This is a genomic window from Schaalia sp. JY-X169, assembly GCF_014069575.1.
Taxonomy (GTDB): Bacteria; Actinomycetota; Actinomycetes; order Actinomycetales; family Actinomycetaceae; genus Scrofimicrobium.
In genome coordinates this window covers 1,073,362-1,090,694 of sequence record NZ_CP059675.1, presented here as the reverse complement: position 1 = coordinate 1,090,694, position 17,333 = coordinate 1,073,362, and the positions used below count along the sequence as shown (strand labels likewise).

Below are 17,333 nucleotides of genomic sequence, written 5' to 3'. Positions count from 1 at the left end.
CGCCATTTGTGGGCGCACGTTGACTCTCTTGCGCGCGTTACAATTCGGTGACGGTTGGGACTTTCGCCCCCGAAAGGGCCTTCACGTGCGCGTTTCTTTCTCTATCCTTGTTGGACGCAACGTAACTCAATGTTCCGTGACCCCGCGGACTCGAGAAAAACCCAACGCCAAAAGGAATGCACACATGTCGCAACAGACAACCACCAAGAAGCCCGGACTCTACCGCACTATCTCAGCCTGGATCATGATCGTCATTGGCGCCCTCATGCTTATCGGTGGCGTCGTTGCATGGTTCGCCGTCTCCGCCAACCTGCGCGTTGAGAACATGACGGTTCCTGGCGACGCATCATCGAACGCTGGCAAGTCCGTTGCGGGACCGATGACTGCCTGGTCCATGCAGACAACCATCCACAAGCACGCCCTTGCCGCGACCGATGGCCTGACCTATGCGGAGCTCGGCGATTCCGTCAAAGCTGCCAAAGAAGAGTTCGGTGATGATTCGCCCGAGGCCGCGGCAGCACAGGGCCTTCGCAACACCGCAATGAACGCATCCTTCCTGCGCGGCTCACTCTTCACGTCAATCCTGGCGTTCGGTGTTTCTGCGCTGGCCGCAGGCACTGGCGTCATTGGCGTCTTGGGTGGCGCTGCGCTACTTCCCCGCAAGGAAGATGAGGCAAAGGCCCTCGAGGCCTAGTTTCTGGCCAGTTACCCCCAACCCTGTTTGAAGGGTTAGCATTTGCCCGGTCGATCCTTATCGGCCGGGTTTCTGCTCGCTGTAGAAAGAAAACCTCATGCCACGTCTTGTCGCGATTGACCTCGCCCGTTTCCTTGCCCTCATTGGCATGATGGCAGCACACCTTCTTGTTGGGTTTAATGAGGGCGGCTGGCTCGAACTGGCAACAGCAGGTTTTCCCTCGACGCTCTTTGCCGTCCTCGGAGGGTTTGGAGTGGTGTTTTCAACGCGTCGCTACCTCTCGGACGGGATGATCGGGAGGGCCATTGTTGGTGGTCTAACCCGCGGAGCCGTGGTGCTTGTAATAGGCCTCGTTCTGGATCTGCTACCAGAACACCCGATCGCAGTCATCCTGGTGTATTACGGGCTAGCGATCATGGTGGCGTCATTCCTGGTCCTCATACCGCAGCTACCACTCTTTGTCCTGCTGATTGTGGCTTCTGTCATCAGCCCCCTGCTTAACTTCTGGGTCGCCGGGGCCACAGAGGAGTTTGCCTCAGCGGGCACGCTCGACGACTCGGGACCGGGGCAGTTCCTCGTCACAGCGCTTTTCACTGGGACCTACCCTGCTCTGACATGGAGCATCTACCTCGGCTTCGGGATCGTCCTCGCACGCGCCATCCTGAACTCAGACACCCGCCCTCGGACTGCGCTGACGTGGGGAGGCGCAGCGGCTGGCGTCTGGGTCGTCGCCGAGGTCGTCAGTCGAATGCAGATCAGTCGAGTTGCCGAAGACCTCGCTACGCAGGGCTACGGCGGGGTTGAGGAAATCACTGAATCGCTGCGTGGAAGTTCCTTTGGAACACCCTATTTTGGGGGTTGGGATGCCCTGCTGATCGCGAGCCCCCATTCCGGCTCCACTGCGGACATCATGCGGACTGGCGGGGCATCAGTAGTCATCATCTGCATCCTCATACTTGCGTGCTCGAGAATGACCAACACTCCCGGACTTCTCAAGCCCGTCGCGAAGGTTGGAGCAACACCCCTAACCTCGTATGTCCTGCACATTGCAATGACCGCGTACGCCCTCGCTGCTCTAGGCGAACCGATGTACGGTGGCGACTACGGGAGGATATACAGCATGCTTAGCATCGCGTTCTGGTGGCAACTGGCAGTGATCCTCGCCCTCGGCATTGTTTTGACGATCATCGACAGGCGCGGACCCCTGGAAACACTGGTGTCATGGACGTCCAAGAGCATCGCCGCAATGGTGCCCGCCAAGACCGCGCAAGCAACCCAAGTCGCGGGCGGGACCGATTCATTACAGTTCGATTCCAACGGTGACAGCGCATAGGTTTTGGCCGGTCATTGCCCCTAATGTGGAGCCATGAAAAGCACATCTATTCGGGCAGCATCCCTGCCAGTCATTGCAGCGCTCACACTGGTCCTTGCCGGGTGCGGGTCGTCCTCGGGTGCAGACGGCACCGCAAGTTACGGGAACGTTGACATGGGTGCTGCCATGCCATCGGAACAGGCCGCGGCCGATATGGGTGCCGTAACCGAACAGGCACTTAGTGCGGAAGCCGGATCCCCTGCGGTTAACGCTTCAATCATCGTCAGCGGGGACGCTACCGTCATCACTGGTAACCCGCGGGATGCGGCAGCGAAGTTCACCGAACAGATTCTCGAGGTCGGGGGGCGCATTGAATGGAGCTCGACCTCGGAATACGACTCGCAACCCTACGCTTCGGTCACCGCGCGTATCCCCGCCGACAAGTTTGATGAGGTTCTGGCGGGCTTGGACCAGTACGGCACCGTGCAGAACACCTCGACATTCAACGAGGACGTCACCCAGCAGGTGACCGACTTGGACGCAAGAATCAAGGTACTTGAAGACTCAATCACCCGGCTTCAAAACCTCATGGATCAGGCAACTTCTGTCGATGAGCTCATCGCAGCCGAGAGTGGTTTAACTCAGCGCCAAGCAGAGTTGGACTCACTCACCGCACAACTTGAGTGGCTCGACAGTCAAGTTTCCATGTCCACCCTCAACGTTTCGTTCTCCACAGATGTTGATTCAACGGGCTTCTCGCTGGGGAAGGCGTGGCAGATCTTCCTGAAGTCGCTTGAAGTCGTGGGCTACGGGCTCCTCGTCGCACTACCCTGGCTGGTGATCGCGGCGATCATCTTCCTCCTGGTGCGCTGGATCCTCGCAAAGCGGCGGGCAAAGCTCGCGGCGGGTACTCCCAATGCGGACGAGGACGATGCTGCCAATAATGATCCGGAGACGCTCGATGTAGAAGTTGTGGAAGCCGAGGACGCGCCTTAGCCTCCGGAGGTCCCGCCCTGGATGTCGCGAGTACGCAGATCAAGGTGCTCAAAGGCCTCCACGATCTGGTCGATGTGGGCATCGGTTAGTTCGTCGAGCAGCAGCTCCCGAACGGTGGCCTGGTGGATCCGTGACGCCAACTCCGTGGCTTCAATTCCGGAAGGGGTCAGAACGGCCTCGTACCCACGGCGATCAGTACCACTGGGTCGCTTGTCCACCCACCCCTCTTTGATCAGCCCGCTAACAAGGTATGTCAGGCGTGATGGGATGAAACCAAGCCGTTCCGCTAACTCCCCCATACGCATTTTCTGCTCGGGAGATTCGTAGAGCATGAGGAGGATGTTGTAGTCGGACAGAGATAGGTTTGCGCCAGCCTTCAGCTGGGCCTCAAGGAGGCCTTGCAGACGAGTGCTGGCCTCAAAAAAGACGCGCCAAGCTAAGGAGCGCTTGTTGTCGCGATCCTCAATACCGTTAGTCGGTTCTATGGCCACTGCTTCGAAAAGGCCTCTCATCTTCCCTACCACATCGTGATTCCACGGCATGAACTAGGTGCCATTCTACGCGCTGGCAAGACCGTGGCTCTGTGGTAGCCACTACGTTCCAAGACGAAGCAGTTCCACACGGCCAGATGTCGGGGGGTGGACCTAGAATGTAGAAGGTGATCGATCGGTGGTCACAACGTCGGCAAAGATGGAGGGGGCCCAATGGGGTACAACATGAAGCCGAGGAAGGCTGTGTATCACTCCCCGAAGCGAACACGTCCCGAACCTGACGCAGTGCAAACGGTACCCGCTGGAAAACAAATCCCTAACTGGCTACGCAATGCAGGGGTCGGATCCTGGGCGATAATCGGCATCACGCTGGTTGTGGCCGGTGTCGTCTTCATTACTGCCAAAATCTCAGCCGTGTTCATCGCGGTGTTCGTTGCATTGGTCCTCACCGGTCTGCTCAACCCGTTGGTGAACCGCCTTAGTAAACACATGCCTCGGGGACTTGCCGTGGCAATCGCCCTCCTGGGCACGTTCCTTATCTTTGGCGGCATGCTCACCTTCGTTGTCACATCTGTAACCGGACAGTGGCAGAAGCTGGTTGAACAGCTGTCACATGGCGTCGACATGGTCGTAGATTTCATCGACACCTCTCCATTAGGCGTGTCCCTAACCAGCGACCAGGCCTATTCCTGGGTGAGCACGATGTTTGACCGCGGCGAAAAGTACCTGCTTGATAACTGGCAGAACATTGCCACCACGGCACTATCCAATGTTGGCGCTGTAACGCTCGCTATCACATCAGTTGCTCTGGCGATTTTTGTGACAGTCTTCTTCCTTCTTTCCGGCGCGCAAATGTGGCGCTGGTTCCTCAATCTTCTTCCTACAGATGCCCGGGCCAAATGGAATCATGGGGCTCAAGCAGGGTGGCGCACCTTCGCCGGATACGGCCGCGGAACGATCATCATTGCCTTCATTGATGGGGTCCTTGCGTGGATTTATCTGGAAATCCTGGGGATTCCCCTTGCGCCTGCCCTGGCTGTGCTGGTCATGATCGGTGCGTTGATCCCTATGGTTGGTGCCCCGGCGGCCATGGTTGTGGCCATGATCGTGGCCCTAGCAACAGAGGGTGTCATGAAGACCGTCCTCGTCGGGGTTGGTATTGCTTTGATCGGACAGTTCGAGGGTCACATCCTGCAGCCGTTCATCATGGGTAAGCAGGTGGCACTCAGTCCTGTCGTTGTTGGTATTGGTGTCATGGCGGGCACACTGGTCGCCGGCCTTCTCGGTGCCATCATTGCAATCCCCATCATCGCGGTGATCTGGGCCGTGTTCTCGTCTCTCTACCACCGTGATCCTCCGATAGAAGGGCCACTCCCCGATTTACCCAACAGGAATGGGACCGGCGCCCACGAGCATGACTCTGAGGATGAGGATGAGGATGAGGATGGCGTGCCTGCCATTAAGAAGATCCTTACCGACAAGCTGAGTATTGGTGGTAAAGACAAGGAAGATGAGGCCGGGGCTAAAGCAAGTTAGCACGGGCCCCCGTCCTGCCCCACGTCCCCGGCTCTGCCGGGCTGCCACCGCCGAACCCTGCCCCTGCCCATCCTGCCGCCGCTGCCCCCATTCCACCCGCCGCTACCCCCATTCCACCCGCCGCTACGCGAAATGTATACGTGGGGGTGGAATGCCCGTCTGGGGTGCGCACCCCGGACGCATATTTCGTCCCGACGTATACATTTCACGGGCATCGGCAGTGCCAACTGGCTGCGTCTGTTTCTATCAGGGTGGGGTCCGGCCTGAAGCCGAACATTCGTAGTCTCGAGCTCTAACGGAAGTCCCTCGACCTCGTCCTGAGGGGAACGTCTAGCGTCTCTAGACGGTCGGCAACTAGCGCCACCGCCCCATCACCTTTCTCGACACGTCCGCTGATCACCATGGCGTTTGCCTTAAGAGCAACCGAACGGTAGCGCCGCCACAGCCCTGGCGAACAGATAACGTTACCCAACCCTGTTTCGTCCTCCAACGACAAGAAAGTTGTCCCCCGAGCTGTTCCTGGGCGTTGTCTATGTGTTATCAAACCCGCCACAGAGATACGCCTATCACAAGGGGCATCTGGCAGGGCTGCCAAGGGAATGACCCCACGTTCATTCAAGTACTGGCGAGCAAAGTTCATGGGGTGTAGGTCTGGTGACAATCCCATACCGTCATAGTCCGCAACCAACTCCTCTTGAGCAGTCATCACGGGGAGGTTTGGGGCCTTCATCCCCAACTCGGTTCCAGGCAGAAATGGTTGGTGCCAGTCATCTGCAACCACAGCACCTGCAGCCCACAAGCCCTCACGTCGACTGATCCCAAGGTCCGCCAAAGCGCCTGCACTTGCGAGCTTCTCAACTTGAGATCGCGTGAGATTCGCACGCGCGGCTAACTCAGCGATGCTGGTAAAAGGTCCGCTTTCTCTAGCCTCGACAATCTGCTTAGCCCCACTTCCAAGGCCCTTTACTGTCTCTAATCCCAAGCGAACTTCAAGGTCGGGGTGGGGGTCAACCAGCGTTGTGCACTGCTTCGACATTCTTGTACTTGGCATCGGAGCGGTTTCAACCTTCGAGTGGGTCACACTAGGGGGTGTAACCGTAACCCCGTGCCTTCGAGCGTCCTCGACCAATGAAGACGGAGAATAAAAACCCATGGGTTGGCTTGCCAAGATTGACGCATAGAAGTGCTCAGGATAATGAACCTTCAACCAGGCAGAAGCGTAAACAAGGTAGGCAAAAGAGAAGGCGTGTGACTCGGGGAAGCCAAACTCCGCGAACCCTTGCAGTTGGGTAAAAACCTGCTCTTGCACCTCAAGTGACACGCCACGGGCACTCATTCCCTCAAACAGTTCTGGTTTCAATGCAGCCATTCGTTCAGCGCTTCGTTTAGCGCCAATGGCGCGCCTCAACTCGTCTGCCTGACCCGGGGTAAAACCAGCCACATCCACAGCTATCTGCATCAACTGTTCTTGGAAGAGGGGAACACCCAACGTCTTCTTGAGGGCGTCTTCCATGAGTGGATGCAGGTAAGTCACCTTCTCTTTGCCGTTCTTCCGGTTCAAGTAAGGATTTACGGCCTTACCTTGAATGGGACCTGGGCGAATAAGAGCAACCTCGATGACTATGTCGTAAAACTCGCGAGGCTTCAGTCGCGGCAACGTGTTCATCTGAGCTCTGGATTCCACTTGGAACACTCCAACAGTGTCCGCGTTGCACAGCAGGTCATAGACTCGCGGATCGTCCTCGGGAAGATTGTAGAGGTCCAGCGGGCGCCCGTTATGTTCCACACCCGAGGTATTGAGCCAGTCAAACGATCGACGCAAAGCTGTCAACATTCCCAGCCCTAGCAAATCAAACTTTACTAGCCCCGCGTCCGCGCAGTCTTCCTTATCCCACTGCAGGACGGTGCGTCCTTCCATTGCCCCCCACCTCACCGGACACACCTGTGACACGGGTGTCCGCGTCAAGACCATGCCGCCCGGATGAATCCCCATGTGACGCGGCATCTTCTGAAGTCTCTGCGCCACCTCTAGAACAGAATCAGGTGCAGAACTACCAGCCCTCTTGGACCACAGTTTCACCTGCCCTTCCGGAAATCCGAAAGCTCGTGCCGCATCCCTAATTGCTGATTTGGGGCGATAGGTGATGACGTTGGCAACCATTGCGGCATTGTGACGCCCGTACCGCTCATAGACATACTGGATTACCCTCTCCCGCTCTCGCGCTTCAATATCTAAGTCAATGTCGGGGGCTCCCGTGCGTTGCGGGGACAAAAATCTCTCGAAGAGCATCCTGTGCTTTACGGCATCAACCGCGGTAATCGACAACGCATAACAAACCGCGGAGTTAGCCGCCGAACCACGTCCCTGGCAAAGGATCCCACTGCGGAAGCAAAAGTCGACAATGTCTGTGACAATCAGAAAGTAACCGGGAAACTCTAACTGCTCAATAATCTCCAGTTCATGGTCAATTTGCTCCCAAGCTCGGGGGAAATCAGTTCTAGACCCGTAGCGTTCGCTTGCGCCCTGATACGTGAGATGACGCAGCCAGGTTTCCTCTGTGTGCCCATTGGGGACGGGATAATGCGGCAGGCCGGGTTCCAGGATGCGGAAGTCAAAAGTAAACTGCCGCCCCAGTTCCGCTGCATTTCTTACCGCCTCGGGGTGGCGCCGATGCAGGTAGAGCATTTCCTCATTTGAACGTAGGAAAGTCCGCCAAGCAGGAAGGTACGGTTCTGCTTGATCCAACGACAGATTTAGGCGTGTCGCACTGAAGACATCCGCCAGCTTTTGCTGCTCCGGGGTTGCACATCGCACTGCCCCCGTCGCTACTAGCGGTAAGTTACGTGCGTCCGCAAGCGTCGCCAATGCGTCCGCCAGTGAAGGTGGATTGTGGGGTTGGAGGCTGGCCTCCACCCCAACGTGTTCCGAGCCAACCGTGTCAATTAGCTGGTCTAGCACCCTGGCTGCTGCTGACATGCCACCGGCTGTTAGTGCGCGTCGTAGCGGTCCGTGAGCGGTTCCCGTCAAGATGAAGATGTCGTCATTGAAAGCATGGATCTCCTCAAGCGTGAGCGTGGCTTCACGCCTTCCTTCTTCAGCAAGGAAGTGGGTGCTAAGAATCTGGCAGAGGTTGTGGTAGCCCGTTTGCGAGGAGGCAAGAACGGGCAGACGCACGCCGAGGTCGTTATGATTTGCGGTAGCCTGCTGAGGCAGATCTTCAGGCAGCACACGATGGTCCAAGGTTAGTTCTGTGCCGTAAATGATTGGCAGTCCCACCTGTTCACCGGCGCGGGCTGTTTGCACGGCGGAGTACATTCCATCCACGTCAAGGACCGCGAGTCCCGACAGGCCCAATTTTTGGGCTTGGGTCACTAGCGCAGCGGGGGTATCGGTCCCTTCTAGGAACGTGTTTGCGCTGTGAGCGTGGAGTTCCGCGTACTCCGAAGTTTGCATCCCCCTATTCTATCGAACATATGTTCGATTCTAAAGTGTGGCCCGGTCCGAGGGCGCCACCGCGAACCGCCGGAGGCTAATCAGCCGAGGGCGCCACCGGATTCTTCCAGGTAGCACCCGGCACAGAGTGATTCGTAGGTGACGCCATCCCCATCGATGGACACCTGATCCCCATCGAAGATGAACTTTCCACCCACTTGACGTCCGTTGAGAATGGCCTTTTTCCCACAGCGACAAATGGTTTTCAGCTCTTCCAGAGTGTTCGCAATGGCCAACAACCTTTGCGAACCTGGGAAGATCTGCGTTTGAAAGTCTGTCCGCAGTCCATAAGTCAGAACTGGCACGCCATCAATAGTGGCTATCCGCAGAAGATCTTCAACTTGGTCCCCCGTGAGGAACTGGGCTTCATCTACGAGCAGCGCCGCGACCGGGGCGATCTCTGGGAGCACTGAGACGAGGGCGTCTGGATCTTCACCGCGTGCGTGCCTTGCAAACAGATCCCGCACGTTGTCACGGGGAGTTATGAGGAAATCCACCTCCCTGGTTACACCAAGACGGGAAACCACTTGGGAATCCCCTTTGGTGTCTACGGCAGGCTTCGCCAGAAGAACACGTTGTCCCCGTTCTTCATAGTTGTACGCCACCTGCAGTAGTGCTGTGGATTTGCCCGAGTTCATTGCCCCGTAGCGAAAATACAGTTTTGCCATTTTTCCTCCGTAGGCGAGTTTAGCTGCGCAATCTCATTCATTGGGTAAATCCCTTCTACCCACCACTGTGAACCTCTTTGGACTAGTAGAAGATCTGGACATTCCCGACGTGCAACACGCAGGTAGCATCGCGGTGAGTGTTCTTCACTTTCCGGCTTCCACCATCTTCCCCTCACCATCCACAACCCCCGCACGGCGCTCACAGGGTAGTCCCCTGCCTCAAGTTCAGGATGGTCACAACTAACAATCAGAGTTGTGGGGTTCCCATTTAGCAGTCCCCGACGATTAACCCAGATTCGTCCAAGCGTGCGATCACTTCTTTGCCCCATGAGTAATGCCGTGGGTGGCTTTACAAACAAGACGATTGGAAGCGAGCTAACCGCCCCATCCCACTCACCTTTTCGCGAAGTCACTACCCCCTTATTGTCATCACCGGAACTCTGCTCACTGCCCCAAGAAGTGAAGAAGGTTCTGGAGCGAGGGTCAAAACCCCCTTGAATGGTTGGTGTCACCGCAGCGTCTTCCCCCAGAAGTGATTGCACCTCTTCCACGGCCCGTGTTGCTTTACGACGGGTTTGCCCCCCACCCCACAGCGGGTCTGATTCTGGAACCGAGACGGGGTGGAGCGCAGCGACCCGGATCCACTGAACGGCCTGTTCTTCCCCACTATCGAGGGAGGACGTTAACCCTCCTGACATTCCTCTCAATTGCCACGTGATCCTCTTTCCTACCTGCGAGGGCGACATTGCATCAAGTAGTGTCCATGTCCTCTCATAAACACCACCCCCCACCTTTTCAACAGTGACCCTAATGGTTGAGGAGTACAAACCCTGGTGCACCAGGGCATCAGAGAGACTATTGGCAACCCTACGAACTGCCACGACACTTTGCTCCACCGTGAGGGCCGGCGGATCAAGTTCCACCTCTGCCACCACCTCACCACCAGTGCGCAAGGAAGCCTGCGGCGTCATCCCGGTTCCACAAATGAGATCCCATAAAATCTGTCCGCTGGCCCCAAATCTGGTGATAACCGCGGCCGCCCCCAAGCCACGCAGATCGCCTACATCACGCACACCCAGGGCCTTCAGGATTGGTAGCTCTTTGACAACACTTGCTTTGGAGCGAGGCGGAAGGTCTTCAACTACCTCTTCTAACACGTGTGAATCCAGGAATGCACGCGTTCCCTCCGAAGGGATAATCAGTCCCCGCCGACACGCCAATAGAACCCCCGTGAGGGTATCTGCGATCCCTACTTGACATTCCGCACTGGTTTGAAGAACAACTTGCTCAATGAGCTCGCCGGCCAGCTCAGCTTCCCCACCTGCCCATTTTGCTGGACCCCGCACAGGGGCGAACGCCAATCCCGGCCTGACCACAATCACTTCCGGAATGAAATCATCCACCACCTTCAAGACTGCTTCAAACGCCACGGTTTCCCTGCCCGGATCGGGCGGAAAAATCAGCAGTTCGGGACAGCAGTACTGCGCCATCACCTGACTCATCCCCACCTTTACACCACATTCTTGTGCTGCAGGCGTGACAACTTGAACCCGGAAACGGTCCACAACAGCCGCCGGAGCTCCGGGAGGAACCTCTACCACCAGGGAACTTAGCTCCCAGTTCGGTACCCACAGGGCAATGTAGCGAGGAGAATCCACAGCAATTCCACCACTCACGATGCTTCCTTCCGTTTCCTCAAAGGAGAAGGTGGCGTGGAAAGAACCGACCCACCCCGCGTCTCTTCCACGGATTCACCCGAGTCAAAGTCTGCAAGGGGAGCACTGACTGTCAACCAGGGGTGCATGGTCAAAATCGTCGCTTCAACAGCGCGAGCCCGGGCCGCCAAAGCACGCTGATGTCGCGGCGCCACCTCTACATCCCCAACAGCAACAAACGAAAACCCCTCTACCAGGCTGCCAATGACCTTCAATCCCCATTCGCCCACGGAACGGATGAGGACAATACGACTGAGATCAACCCCAAGCGCTTCAGCACCTTCCCACGCAACATCTTGAACCCCAACTACCGCAACAAACTGCTCCGGTTTCATCAACTTGGCAAGCGCCCTGACCACGCCTTCAATAGTCCCGTCCGTGTGGTAGACCCCGCGCCCTAAACCACTGCTATCACTAATGTTTGCAGCAACACCCGCAACATCCTGATGCATCTCTACCTGCGTCAAAACCGCCCGGGCACGACGTAACCTTTCTTCTTGCTGCACCGCTATCTTTGCCACAACCCACCCCCTAGTCGAACATATGTTCGATCATAAAGGTCCCCTCCGACATCTGCGACCCCCTCTGAGAAATCCGTGAAGTGCCGCGAATCTCACCCCCGAAAAACTCGCCGGACGTCCTCGTCCCCAACCGCGAGGTGGAAGAATGGCGCGGTGCTCCACATTGCCTTCTTTGAACCCCGCATTCCGGGAAACACCGGTGCCGCCATACGACTAGCCGCCTGTACTGGCGCCATGCTGCACCTGGTTGAACCCCTAGGTTTCGACATGGAAGACACAAAGCTGCGACGTGCCGGACTTGATTACCACGACCTTGCCCACGTCAAAACCCATCCCGACCTCGACTCTCTTTTGGCTGAAATACCCGGTCGCACGTGGGCTTTTACCGGTCGAACAACACGCACGTACACAGATGCGAAGTACGAGGACGGTGACTGCCTCCTCTTCGGCCCCGAACCGGATGGCCTACCCGGGTGGGTTATGGAAGACGACCGTATCCACGCCCTCGTCCGCATCAATATGCTGGAAGGTGCGCGCTCTCTGAACCTCGCGAATGCAGCCTCAATCGCAACTTACGAGGCGTGGCGCCAACTCGGTTTCACCGGGGGCAAGTAGAGACACAACTACAACTAGAGGCTACGACGTGAGGCCTTCTCAATTCCTTCGGCAAGTTCAACAATTCGCCGTGGATTTGACCACCACATCCACACAAAGCCAACTATCGGCAGCACCAAGGGGATAAACCAAGCCTCTACCCCAAACCCTTCCCACGGGGACCACAGCGCGGGACCTCGCTGACTCCCCACACCCAGCAGACCAACGATTACCGGCCCCGCCAGGGACACGCTGATGCACGCCCACGCGACCTTGCGCATCCGTCGCCCGTTGTGAGTCAATCCCACCGCTGCACCCACGTAGACCGCCCCGGCAAACACCGTTACCAACCGTGGACCAAGCGGCGGCGCAGAGTCAATAAATAGTTGAAACAGACCAATACCAACACAGCCGATCCCCGCTAGCCAGAATGCAGCCATGACAAGACGTCCCAACCCGTGGGAAGCTCCCCGATTATCGGCCAACCGTGGCGGCGCCGTCGACACACTGCCGGACAATGCGTGATCCGACTCGATGTCGCTCACAAGGTCGTCATCACCCAAACTGGGGACACCTGATGCATGGTCAGTCATTACGCCAGTCTACTTTCGAAAGAGTTCCCAAGGATCGCAATGATACGTCCTCGTCTTCCATAGCCCTGAAGACACCCCTAGGACCCATGTCCCAGAAAACGTGTCTGGTCTTGCAGCCTCTTTCCTTCGCGAGGACGTCGTAGCGTGGAACAATAGGGATCAACAACCATGGCGGTTGAAAGGCGATGCCAAGGAGTTGAGAGCACTTGAGTGAGTCAATCTACGACGTTGTAATCCTAGGGGCCGGATCGGGAGGCTACGCAGCAGCACTGCGGGCCGCTCAGCTGGGCCTCAAGGTAGCTTTGATCGAAGGGGACAAGGTCGGCGGCACATGCCTGCACCGCGGCTGTATCCCAACGAAGGCCTACCTGCACGTTGCTGAAACAGCAGATGCAATCCGCGAATCTGCACCAATCGGGATCGATGCGACACTGAACGGTATCGACATGGTCAAGGTGGGTGAGTACCGCGATGGCGTCGTCAACAAGCTGTACCGCGGTGTTGAAGGCCTGCTGGGTTCCCGCAAAGTTGAGGTCATCATCGGGTGGGGGCGCGTAACCAGCCCGACCACTGTAGAGGTCAACGGTGAGACCATCACGGGAAAGAACCTGATCCTCGCAACCGGTTCGTACTCCCGCACACTTCCGACGCTTCCCATTGAAGGGCGAGTCATCACGTCCGAGCAGGCGCTGCAGATGGAATGGATCCCCTCTCACGCAATCATCCTGGGTGGCGGTGTCATCGGTTCGGAGTTTGCTTCGGCATGGAAATCCTTTGGCTCCGAAGTGACAATCGTTGAGGGCCTTCCCCACCTTGTCCCTAATGAGGATGAGATCATTTCGAAGAACCTAGAGCGCGCATTCCGCAAGCGCGGCATCAAGTTCCACCTCAACACCCGTTTTGCTGGTGTAACCCAGGACGAGGGCGGTGTGCATGTCTCGACCGAAGACGGGAAGACCATTGATGGCGACCTCCTCCTCGTTGCCATTGGTCGCGGTCCCGTCACCCAGGATCTGGGCTTCGAAGCGATCGGGGTAACTCTGGATCGTGGCTTTGTCATCACAGATGACAAGTGCCGCACCGGCGTTCCTGGCGTCTACGCAGTTGGCGATATTGTTCCCGGACTGCAGTTGGCTCATCGCGGCTTTGTGCAGGGCATCATGGTGGCAGAAGAAATCGCGGGTTTGAACCCTGAACCGGTTGATGAGAACACCATTCCGCGCGTCACTTTCACCGAGCCTGAAATTGCTTCGGTCGGTCTCACAGAGGCACAGGCAAAAGAGCAGTACGGCGCCGACAAGATCAAGACCGTTGATTACAACCTGGCCGGAAACGGAAAGTCCAACATTCTTGGCACTGCGGGTCTCATTAAGCTTGTGGGTGTCGAGGACGGTCCGATCGTTGGTTTCCACGCTATTGGTTCACGCGTATCCGAGCAGATCGGTGAGGGTGAGCTGATTGTCGGATGGGAAGCCTATCCTGAAGACGTTGCGAAGCTCATTCACGCACACCCAACACAGAATGAGGCGATTGGCGAAGCCGCAATGGCTCTTGCCGGCAAGCCTCTGCACGCACACGACTAGAGACACAAAGAGGAAAAGGATAGAAATGGCACAGTCCATCAAAATGCCGGCGCTAGGTGAATCAGTCACCGAAGGTACCGTCTCGGCGTGGCTTAAGAACGTGGGCGACACTGTCGAAGCCGATGAGCCGATTGTTGAGGTTGCAACTGACAAGGTCGATTCGGAAGTTCCATCCCCCATCGCGGGTGTCCTCCTTGAGATTCTTGTTCAGGAGGACGACACGGTAGAGGTCGGAACAGAGATCGCACGTGTCGGAAGCCCAGACGAGGCCGGTTCGGGTGACACTTCGGAACCCGCGGCAGCGCCAGAACCTGCTGCGGTCTCGACGCCCGAACCCGCAGCGACTGAGGAGACTTCAGCTCCACAAGCTGGCTCTTCAGTCGAGTCGACTGGGGACATCACCGAGGTAAAGATGCCCGCTCTTGGCGAATCTGTTACCGAAGGCACTGTGTCCGCCTGGCTCAAGGAGGTCGGTGACAAGGTTGATGCTGATGAGCCTATCGTTGAGGTTGCAACTGACAAGGTGGATTCAGAAGTTCCTTCGCCAGTAGAGGGATACTTGGTAGAAGTGCTTGCTGACGAGGACGATACGGTTGAGGTCGGCACCGTCATCGCTCGTATCTCTTCGACACCTGGCGGCTCGGCGCCGGCAGCACCTGCAAAGGCTGCGGCTCCGGTCGCTCAGGCAGCTCCGGCAGCACCTGTTGCTCCTTCTGCGCCACCAGCACCCATGGCGCAGCGTCCACCTGCCCCTCCTGCTCCTCCGGCTCCCCCAGCACCTCCGGCCCCTCCTGCACCGGCACCGGCTCCCGCTCCCGCTCCGCCAGCGCCCGTTGATGCTGCGGAACGCCCAAGTGACGCGCTGACCCGCGCAGCAAGTTCAGGAACCGTCGTGCCGGACGCTCCGGGTACACCCGCAGGTGCTGGCTATGTCACCCCAATTGTTCGTAAGTTCGCCAAAGACAAGGGCGTGGACTTGGCGACTGTGACGGGGACAGGCATCGGCGGAAGGATCCGCAAGGAAGATGTGGTTGCCGCCGCAGAGGCCGCAGCTACAGCAGCACCCACTGAAGCACCATCAGCACCGGTGGTAGATGCCGGTGTCTCAGGGAAGATTGAAATCTCTCCTGAAGCAGCCGCGCTGCGGGGCACAACTGAGAAGATGTCACGCCTACGGCAGACCATCGCACGTCGCATGCTTGAGTCTCTGCAGTCATCTGCACAACTCACCACGGTCTTCGAGGTTGATGTAACCCGTATCTGGAACTTGCGCGCGAAGTACAAGGGCCAGTTTGAGCAGGTACACGGCACTCGCCTCACCTTCCTTCCGTTCTTCGTCAAAGCAGCTACAGAAGCACTTGCTGCACATCCAAAGTTGAACGCAACAATCAACGGCAACGAAGTCACCTACTTTGACCATGAGAACGTAGGAATTGCCGTTGACGCTCCGAAGGGCCTGATGGTCCCGGTCATCAAGAACGCCGGTGAACAGTCGATAGCTCAGATTGCAGAATCGATCAACACGTTGGCTTCCGATGTTCGCAATGGAACTGTTGGGCCGGATCAGTTGACGGGTTCAACATTCACGATAACCAACACGGGTTCTGGTGGCGCACTGTTCGACACCCCCGTGTTGAACATGCCAGAGACTGGAATCATGGGGGTTGGCACAATCGTCAAGCGCCCGGTCGTGGTCAAGGACAGCGATGGTGGAGAGTCGGTTGCGATCCGCTCGATGGTCTACCTGTCAATCACTTACGACCACAGGCTGGTTGATGGTGCCGACGCTTCCCGTTTCCTGACTTCCGTGAAGAAGCGTCTCGAAGAGGGCAACTTCCTGCCTGACCTGCAACTCGGGTAGTGAAAGCGTGGGCCGGTTGATTCTGATGACTCAATCGGTGACATAACATAAGGGGCCGGTACACAACTTATTTTGTGTACCGGCCCGCTGTGTATCCGGACCGCTGCACACCACATACGCGTGCGCTCCCGGCTACTTCATCATCCTCCCTCGACAGAGAGGATCCGAGGCGGAGCCGTTTGCACATCGAGGTGGACGACTGCGGGAGTCAGAACTCGAGGCGCCTCCCCCGCCTGCTGGGGAACCGCCGCGACTGTGGCAACTACCGATATAACGTCTTCGACACAGCGTAGAGAGTTGACTTCAACCAAGTAGGTCGGGGAAGCAAACTCTTCGCCGGTTTCAGTTCGTCGAACAATGTCGGCCGCATCAATCAGAGCCAAGTCCCACCTCTGGACACGCACCAACTCAGTGAACGCCCCCTGTTCGAGGGCGTCTCCACGAGCGTGCAACAGGTCGGCAACCAGGGTGGCTGTCTCTTCTAGTGAAGGACATGGCGGAGCATCCTCGACAGGTTTCGACGCACTTTGCGGTTCAGCCCCGCGAGACCCAAACGCATTGTCTAAGACTGGGTCCACCGCTGAGTGCAATGCCCCGACAAGAACCAGCAGGAGCGCTGTAAGAGTGGTGGCGACCAGTATCGGGCGTCCTCGCAGGCGGCCCCTGGTCTGTCTCCCCCTCCCGAGCCTTATCTTCGGCAGCTCGATCGTGTCAACATCACGCTGGCTCTCCTCAACCTCTACCGTACCGCCAGCACTCTTGTCCGACTCCGAACCGCCAGCGCCCCTGTCCACCTCCGGTCCGCCCTCGTTCTCAGTTCGAGCTCCCGCTACTCCTACGGGCTCGCTCCGACTCCCAGTTCGGCCCACGGTCCCCCAGTCTTCCGGGGTGTGACCCCAGGCTGGAGGCGAAAGGGGCACTGGCGACAGGAGCAGGACCGGCGGTCCAGCCGGGACCTCGGCCACTGCCCAACTCACAACGAGAGTTCCCGGTACTCCAGCCCCATCAAACAGAGCTCTGATCGAACCACCCCAGTCATGGACTTCCTGCCGTGTGGGAGGTCTGTGCCGCCCACTCGGGAAGTGAAGAAGTGGAGAGACCCACCCAGCTCGTGTTTCAGTGTCAAAACGGATGCGGGCCAGCCCAAACTCACTACCCGGGGGACATTTCAAGTCTGAGAGTGCCTCCCAGACGCCGAGTGTGTGCGAGGAGGACTGAGAAGAACCAGACCGGACTGGCGGAAACTCAAGCCACCTCTCGAAATCCGCCTTCCCGG

General features: G+C 57.6%; 14 protein-coding genes. 7 read left to right on the top strand and 7 right to left on the bottom strand.

Annotated features, from left to right (window positions below; all coding sequences use genetic code 11):
- Nucleotides 1-184: 184 nt before the first annotated feature.
- From H2O65_RS04730 to H2O65_RS04720, 3 genes are all read left to right on the top strand, one after another.
- Nucleotides 185-694 (top strand): hypothetical protein, encoded by a 510-nt coding sequence (locus H2O65_RS04730; protein ID WP_220458797.1) that lies wholly within the window; start codon nt 185-187, stop codon nt 692-694.
- A gap of 97 nt (nt 695-791) precedes the next feature.
- On the top strand, nt 792-2,027 hold the full coding sequence (locus tag H2O65_RS04725; RefSeq protein ID WP_182142496.1) for a hypothetical protein: 1,236 nt from the start codon (nt 792-794) through the stop codon (nt 2,025-2,027).
- A 33-nt stretch (nt 2,028-2,060) separates the two neighbouring features.
- Complete coding sequence (locus tag H2O65_RS04720) at nt 2,061-3,002, top strand: DUF4349 domain-containing protein (protein ID WP_182142495.1); 942 nt, start codon at nt 2,061-2,063, stop codon at nt 3,000-3,002.
- Here the strand turns inward: H2O65_RS04720 and H2O65_RS04715 are convergent.
- On the bottom strand, nt 2,999-3,514 hold the full coding sequence (locus H2O65_RS04715; protein ID WP_182142494.1) for a MarR family winged helix-turn-helix transcriptional regulator: 516 nt from the start codon (nt 3,512-3,514) through the stop codon (nt 2,999-3,001). The two genes, H2O65_RS04720 and H2O65_RS04715, sit on opposite strands and share 4 nt — an antisense overlap.
- 192 nt (nt 3,515-3,706) lie before the next feature.
- On the opposite strand from H2O65_RS04715, the gene H2O65_RS04710 reads away from it, so the two are divergent.
- Entirely contained in the window at nt 3,707-5,029 is a 1,323-nt protein-coding gene (locus H2O65_RS04710; RefSeq protein WP_182142493.1) for an AI-2E family transporter, read from the top strand.
- A gap of 292 nt (nt 5,030-5,321) precedes the next feature.
- On the opposite strand, the gene H2O65_RS04705 is transcribed toward H2O65_RS04710, so the two are convergent.
- From H2O65_RS04705 to H2O65_RS04690, 4 genes are all read right to left on the bottom strand, one after another.
- Entirely contained in the window at nt 5,322-8,483 is a 3,162-nt protein-coding gene (locus H2O65_RS04705) for an error-prone DNA polymerase (RefSeq protein ID WP_182142492.1), read from the bottom strand.
- 80 nt (nt 8,484-8,563) lie between these two features.
- Nucleotides 8,564-9,190, bottom strand: coding sequence for a thymidine kinase (locus H2O65_RS04700; RefSeq protein ID WP_182142491.1), 627 nt, complete (start codon nt 9,188-9,190; stop codon nt 8,564-8,566).
- Complete coding sequence (locus H2O65_RS04695; RefSeq protein ID WP_182142490.1) at nt 9,157-10,866, bottom strand: hypothetical protein; 1,710 nt, start codon at nt 10,864-10,866, stop codon at nt 9,157-9,159. Before H2O65_RS04695 ends, H2O65_RS04700 begins: the two co-directional genes overlap by 34 nt.
- On the bottom strand, nt 10,863-11,426 hold the full coding sequence (locus H2O65_RS04690) for a hypothetical protein (RefSeq protein ID WP_182142489.1): 564 nt from the start codon (nt 11,424-11,426) through the stop codon (nt 10,863-10,865). The genes H2O65_RS04695 and H2O65_RS04690 overlap by 4 nt, the downstream gene beginning before the upstream one ends.
- Before the next feature lie 153 nt (nt 11,427-11,579).
- Between H2O65_RS04690 and H2O65_RS04685 the strand changes: the two genes are divergently transcribed.
- A complete protein-coding gene (locus tag H2O65_RS04685) occupies nt 11,580-12,041 on the top strand; it encodes a tRNA (cytidine(34)-2'-O)-methyltransferase (RefSeq protein WP_182142488.1) in 462 nt (153 codons plus the stop codon).
- A 14-nt stretch (nt 12,042-12,055) separates the two neighbouring features.
- Here the strand turns inward: H2O65_RS04685 and H2O65_RS04680 are convergent, their stop codons facing one another.
- Nucleotides 12,056-12,613 (bottom strand): hypothetical protein, encoded by a 558-nt coding sequence (locus H2O65_RS04680; protein WP_259349585.1) that lies wholly within the window; start codon nt 12,611-12,613, stop codon nt 12,056-12,058.
- A gap of 206 nt (nt 12,614-12,819) precedes the next feature.
- On the opposite strand from H2O65_RS04680, the gene lpdA reads away from it, so the two are divergent.
- Together lpdA and sucB are read left to right on the top strand one after the other, a co-directional pair.
- Nucleotides 12,820-14,196 (top strand): dihydrolipoyl dehydrogenase, encoded by a 1,377-nt coding sequence (gene lpdA / locus H2O65_RS04675; protein ID WP_182142487.1) that lies wholly within the window; start codon nt 12,820-12,822, stop codon nt 14,194-14,196.
- Between the two features lie 25 nt (nt 14,197-14,221).
- Nucleotides 14,222-16,057: a 2-oxoglutarate dehydrogenase, E2 component, dihydrolipoamide succinyltransferase gene (gene sucB, locus H2O65_RS04670; RefSeq protein WP_182142486.1), complete on the top strand. Its 1,836-nt coding sequence runs from the start codon at nt 14,222-14,224 to the stop codon at nt 16,055-16,057.
- 140 nt (nt 16,058-16,197) lie between these two features.
- On the opposite strand, the gene H2O65_RS04665 is transcribed toward sucB, so the two are convergent.
- Nucleotides 16,198-17,034, bottom strand: coding sequence for a hypothetical protein (locus tag H2O65_RS04665; RefSeq protein ID WP_182142485.1), 837 nt, complete (start codon nt 17,032-17,034; stop codon nt 16,198-16,200).
- Nucleotides 17,035-17,333 lie beyond the last annotated feature (299 nt).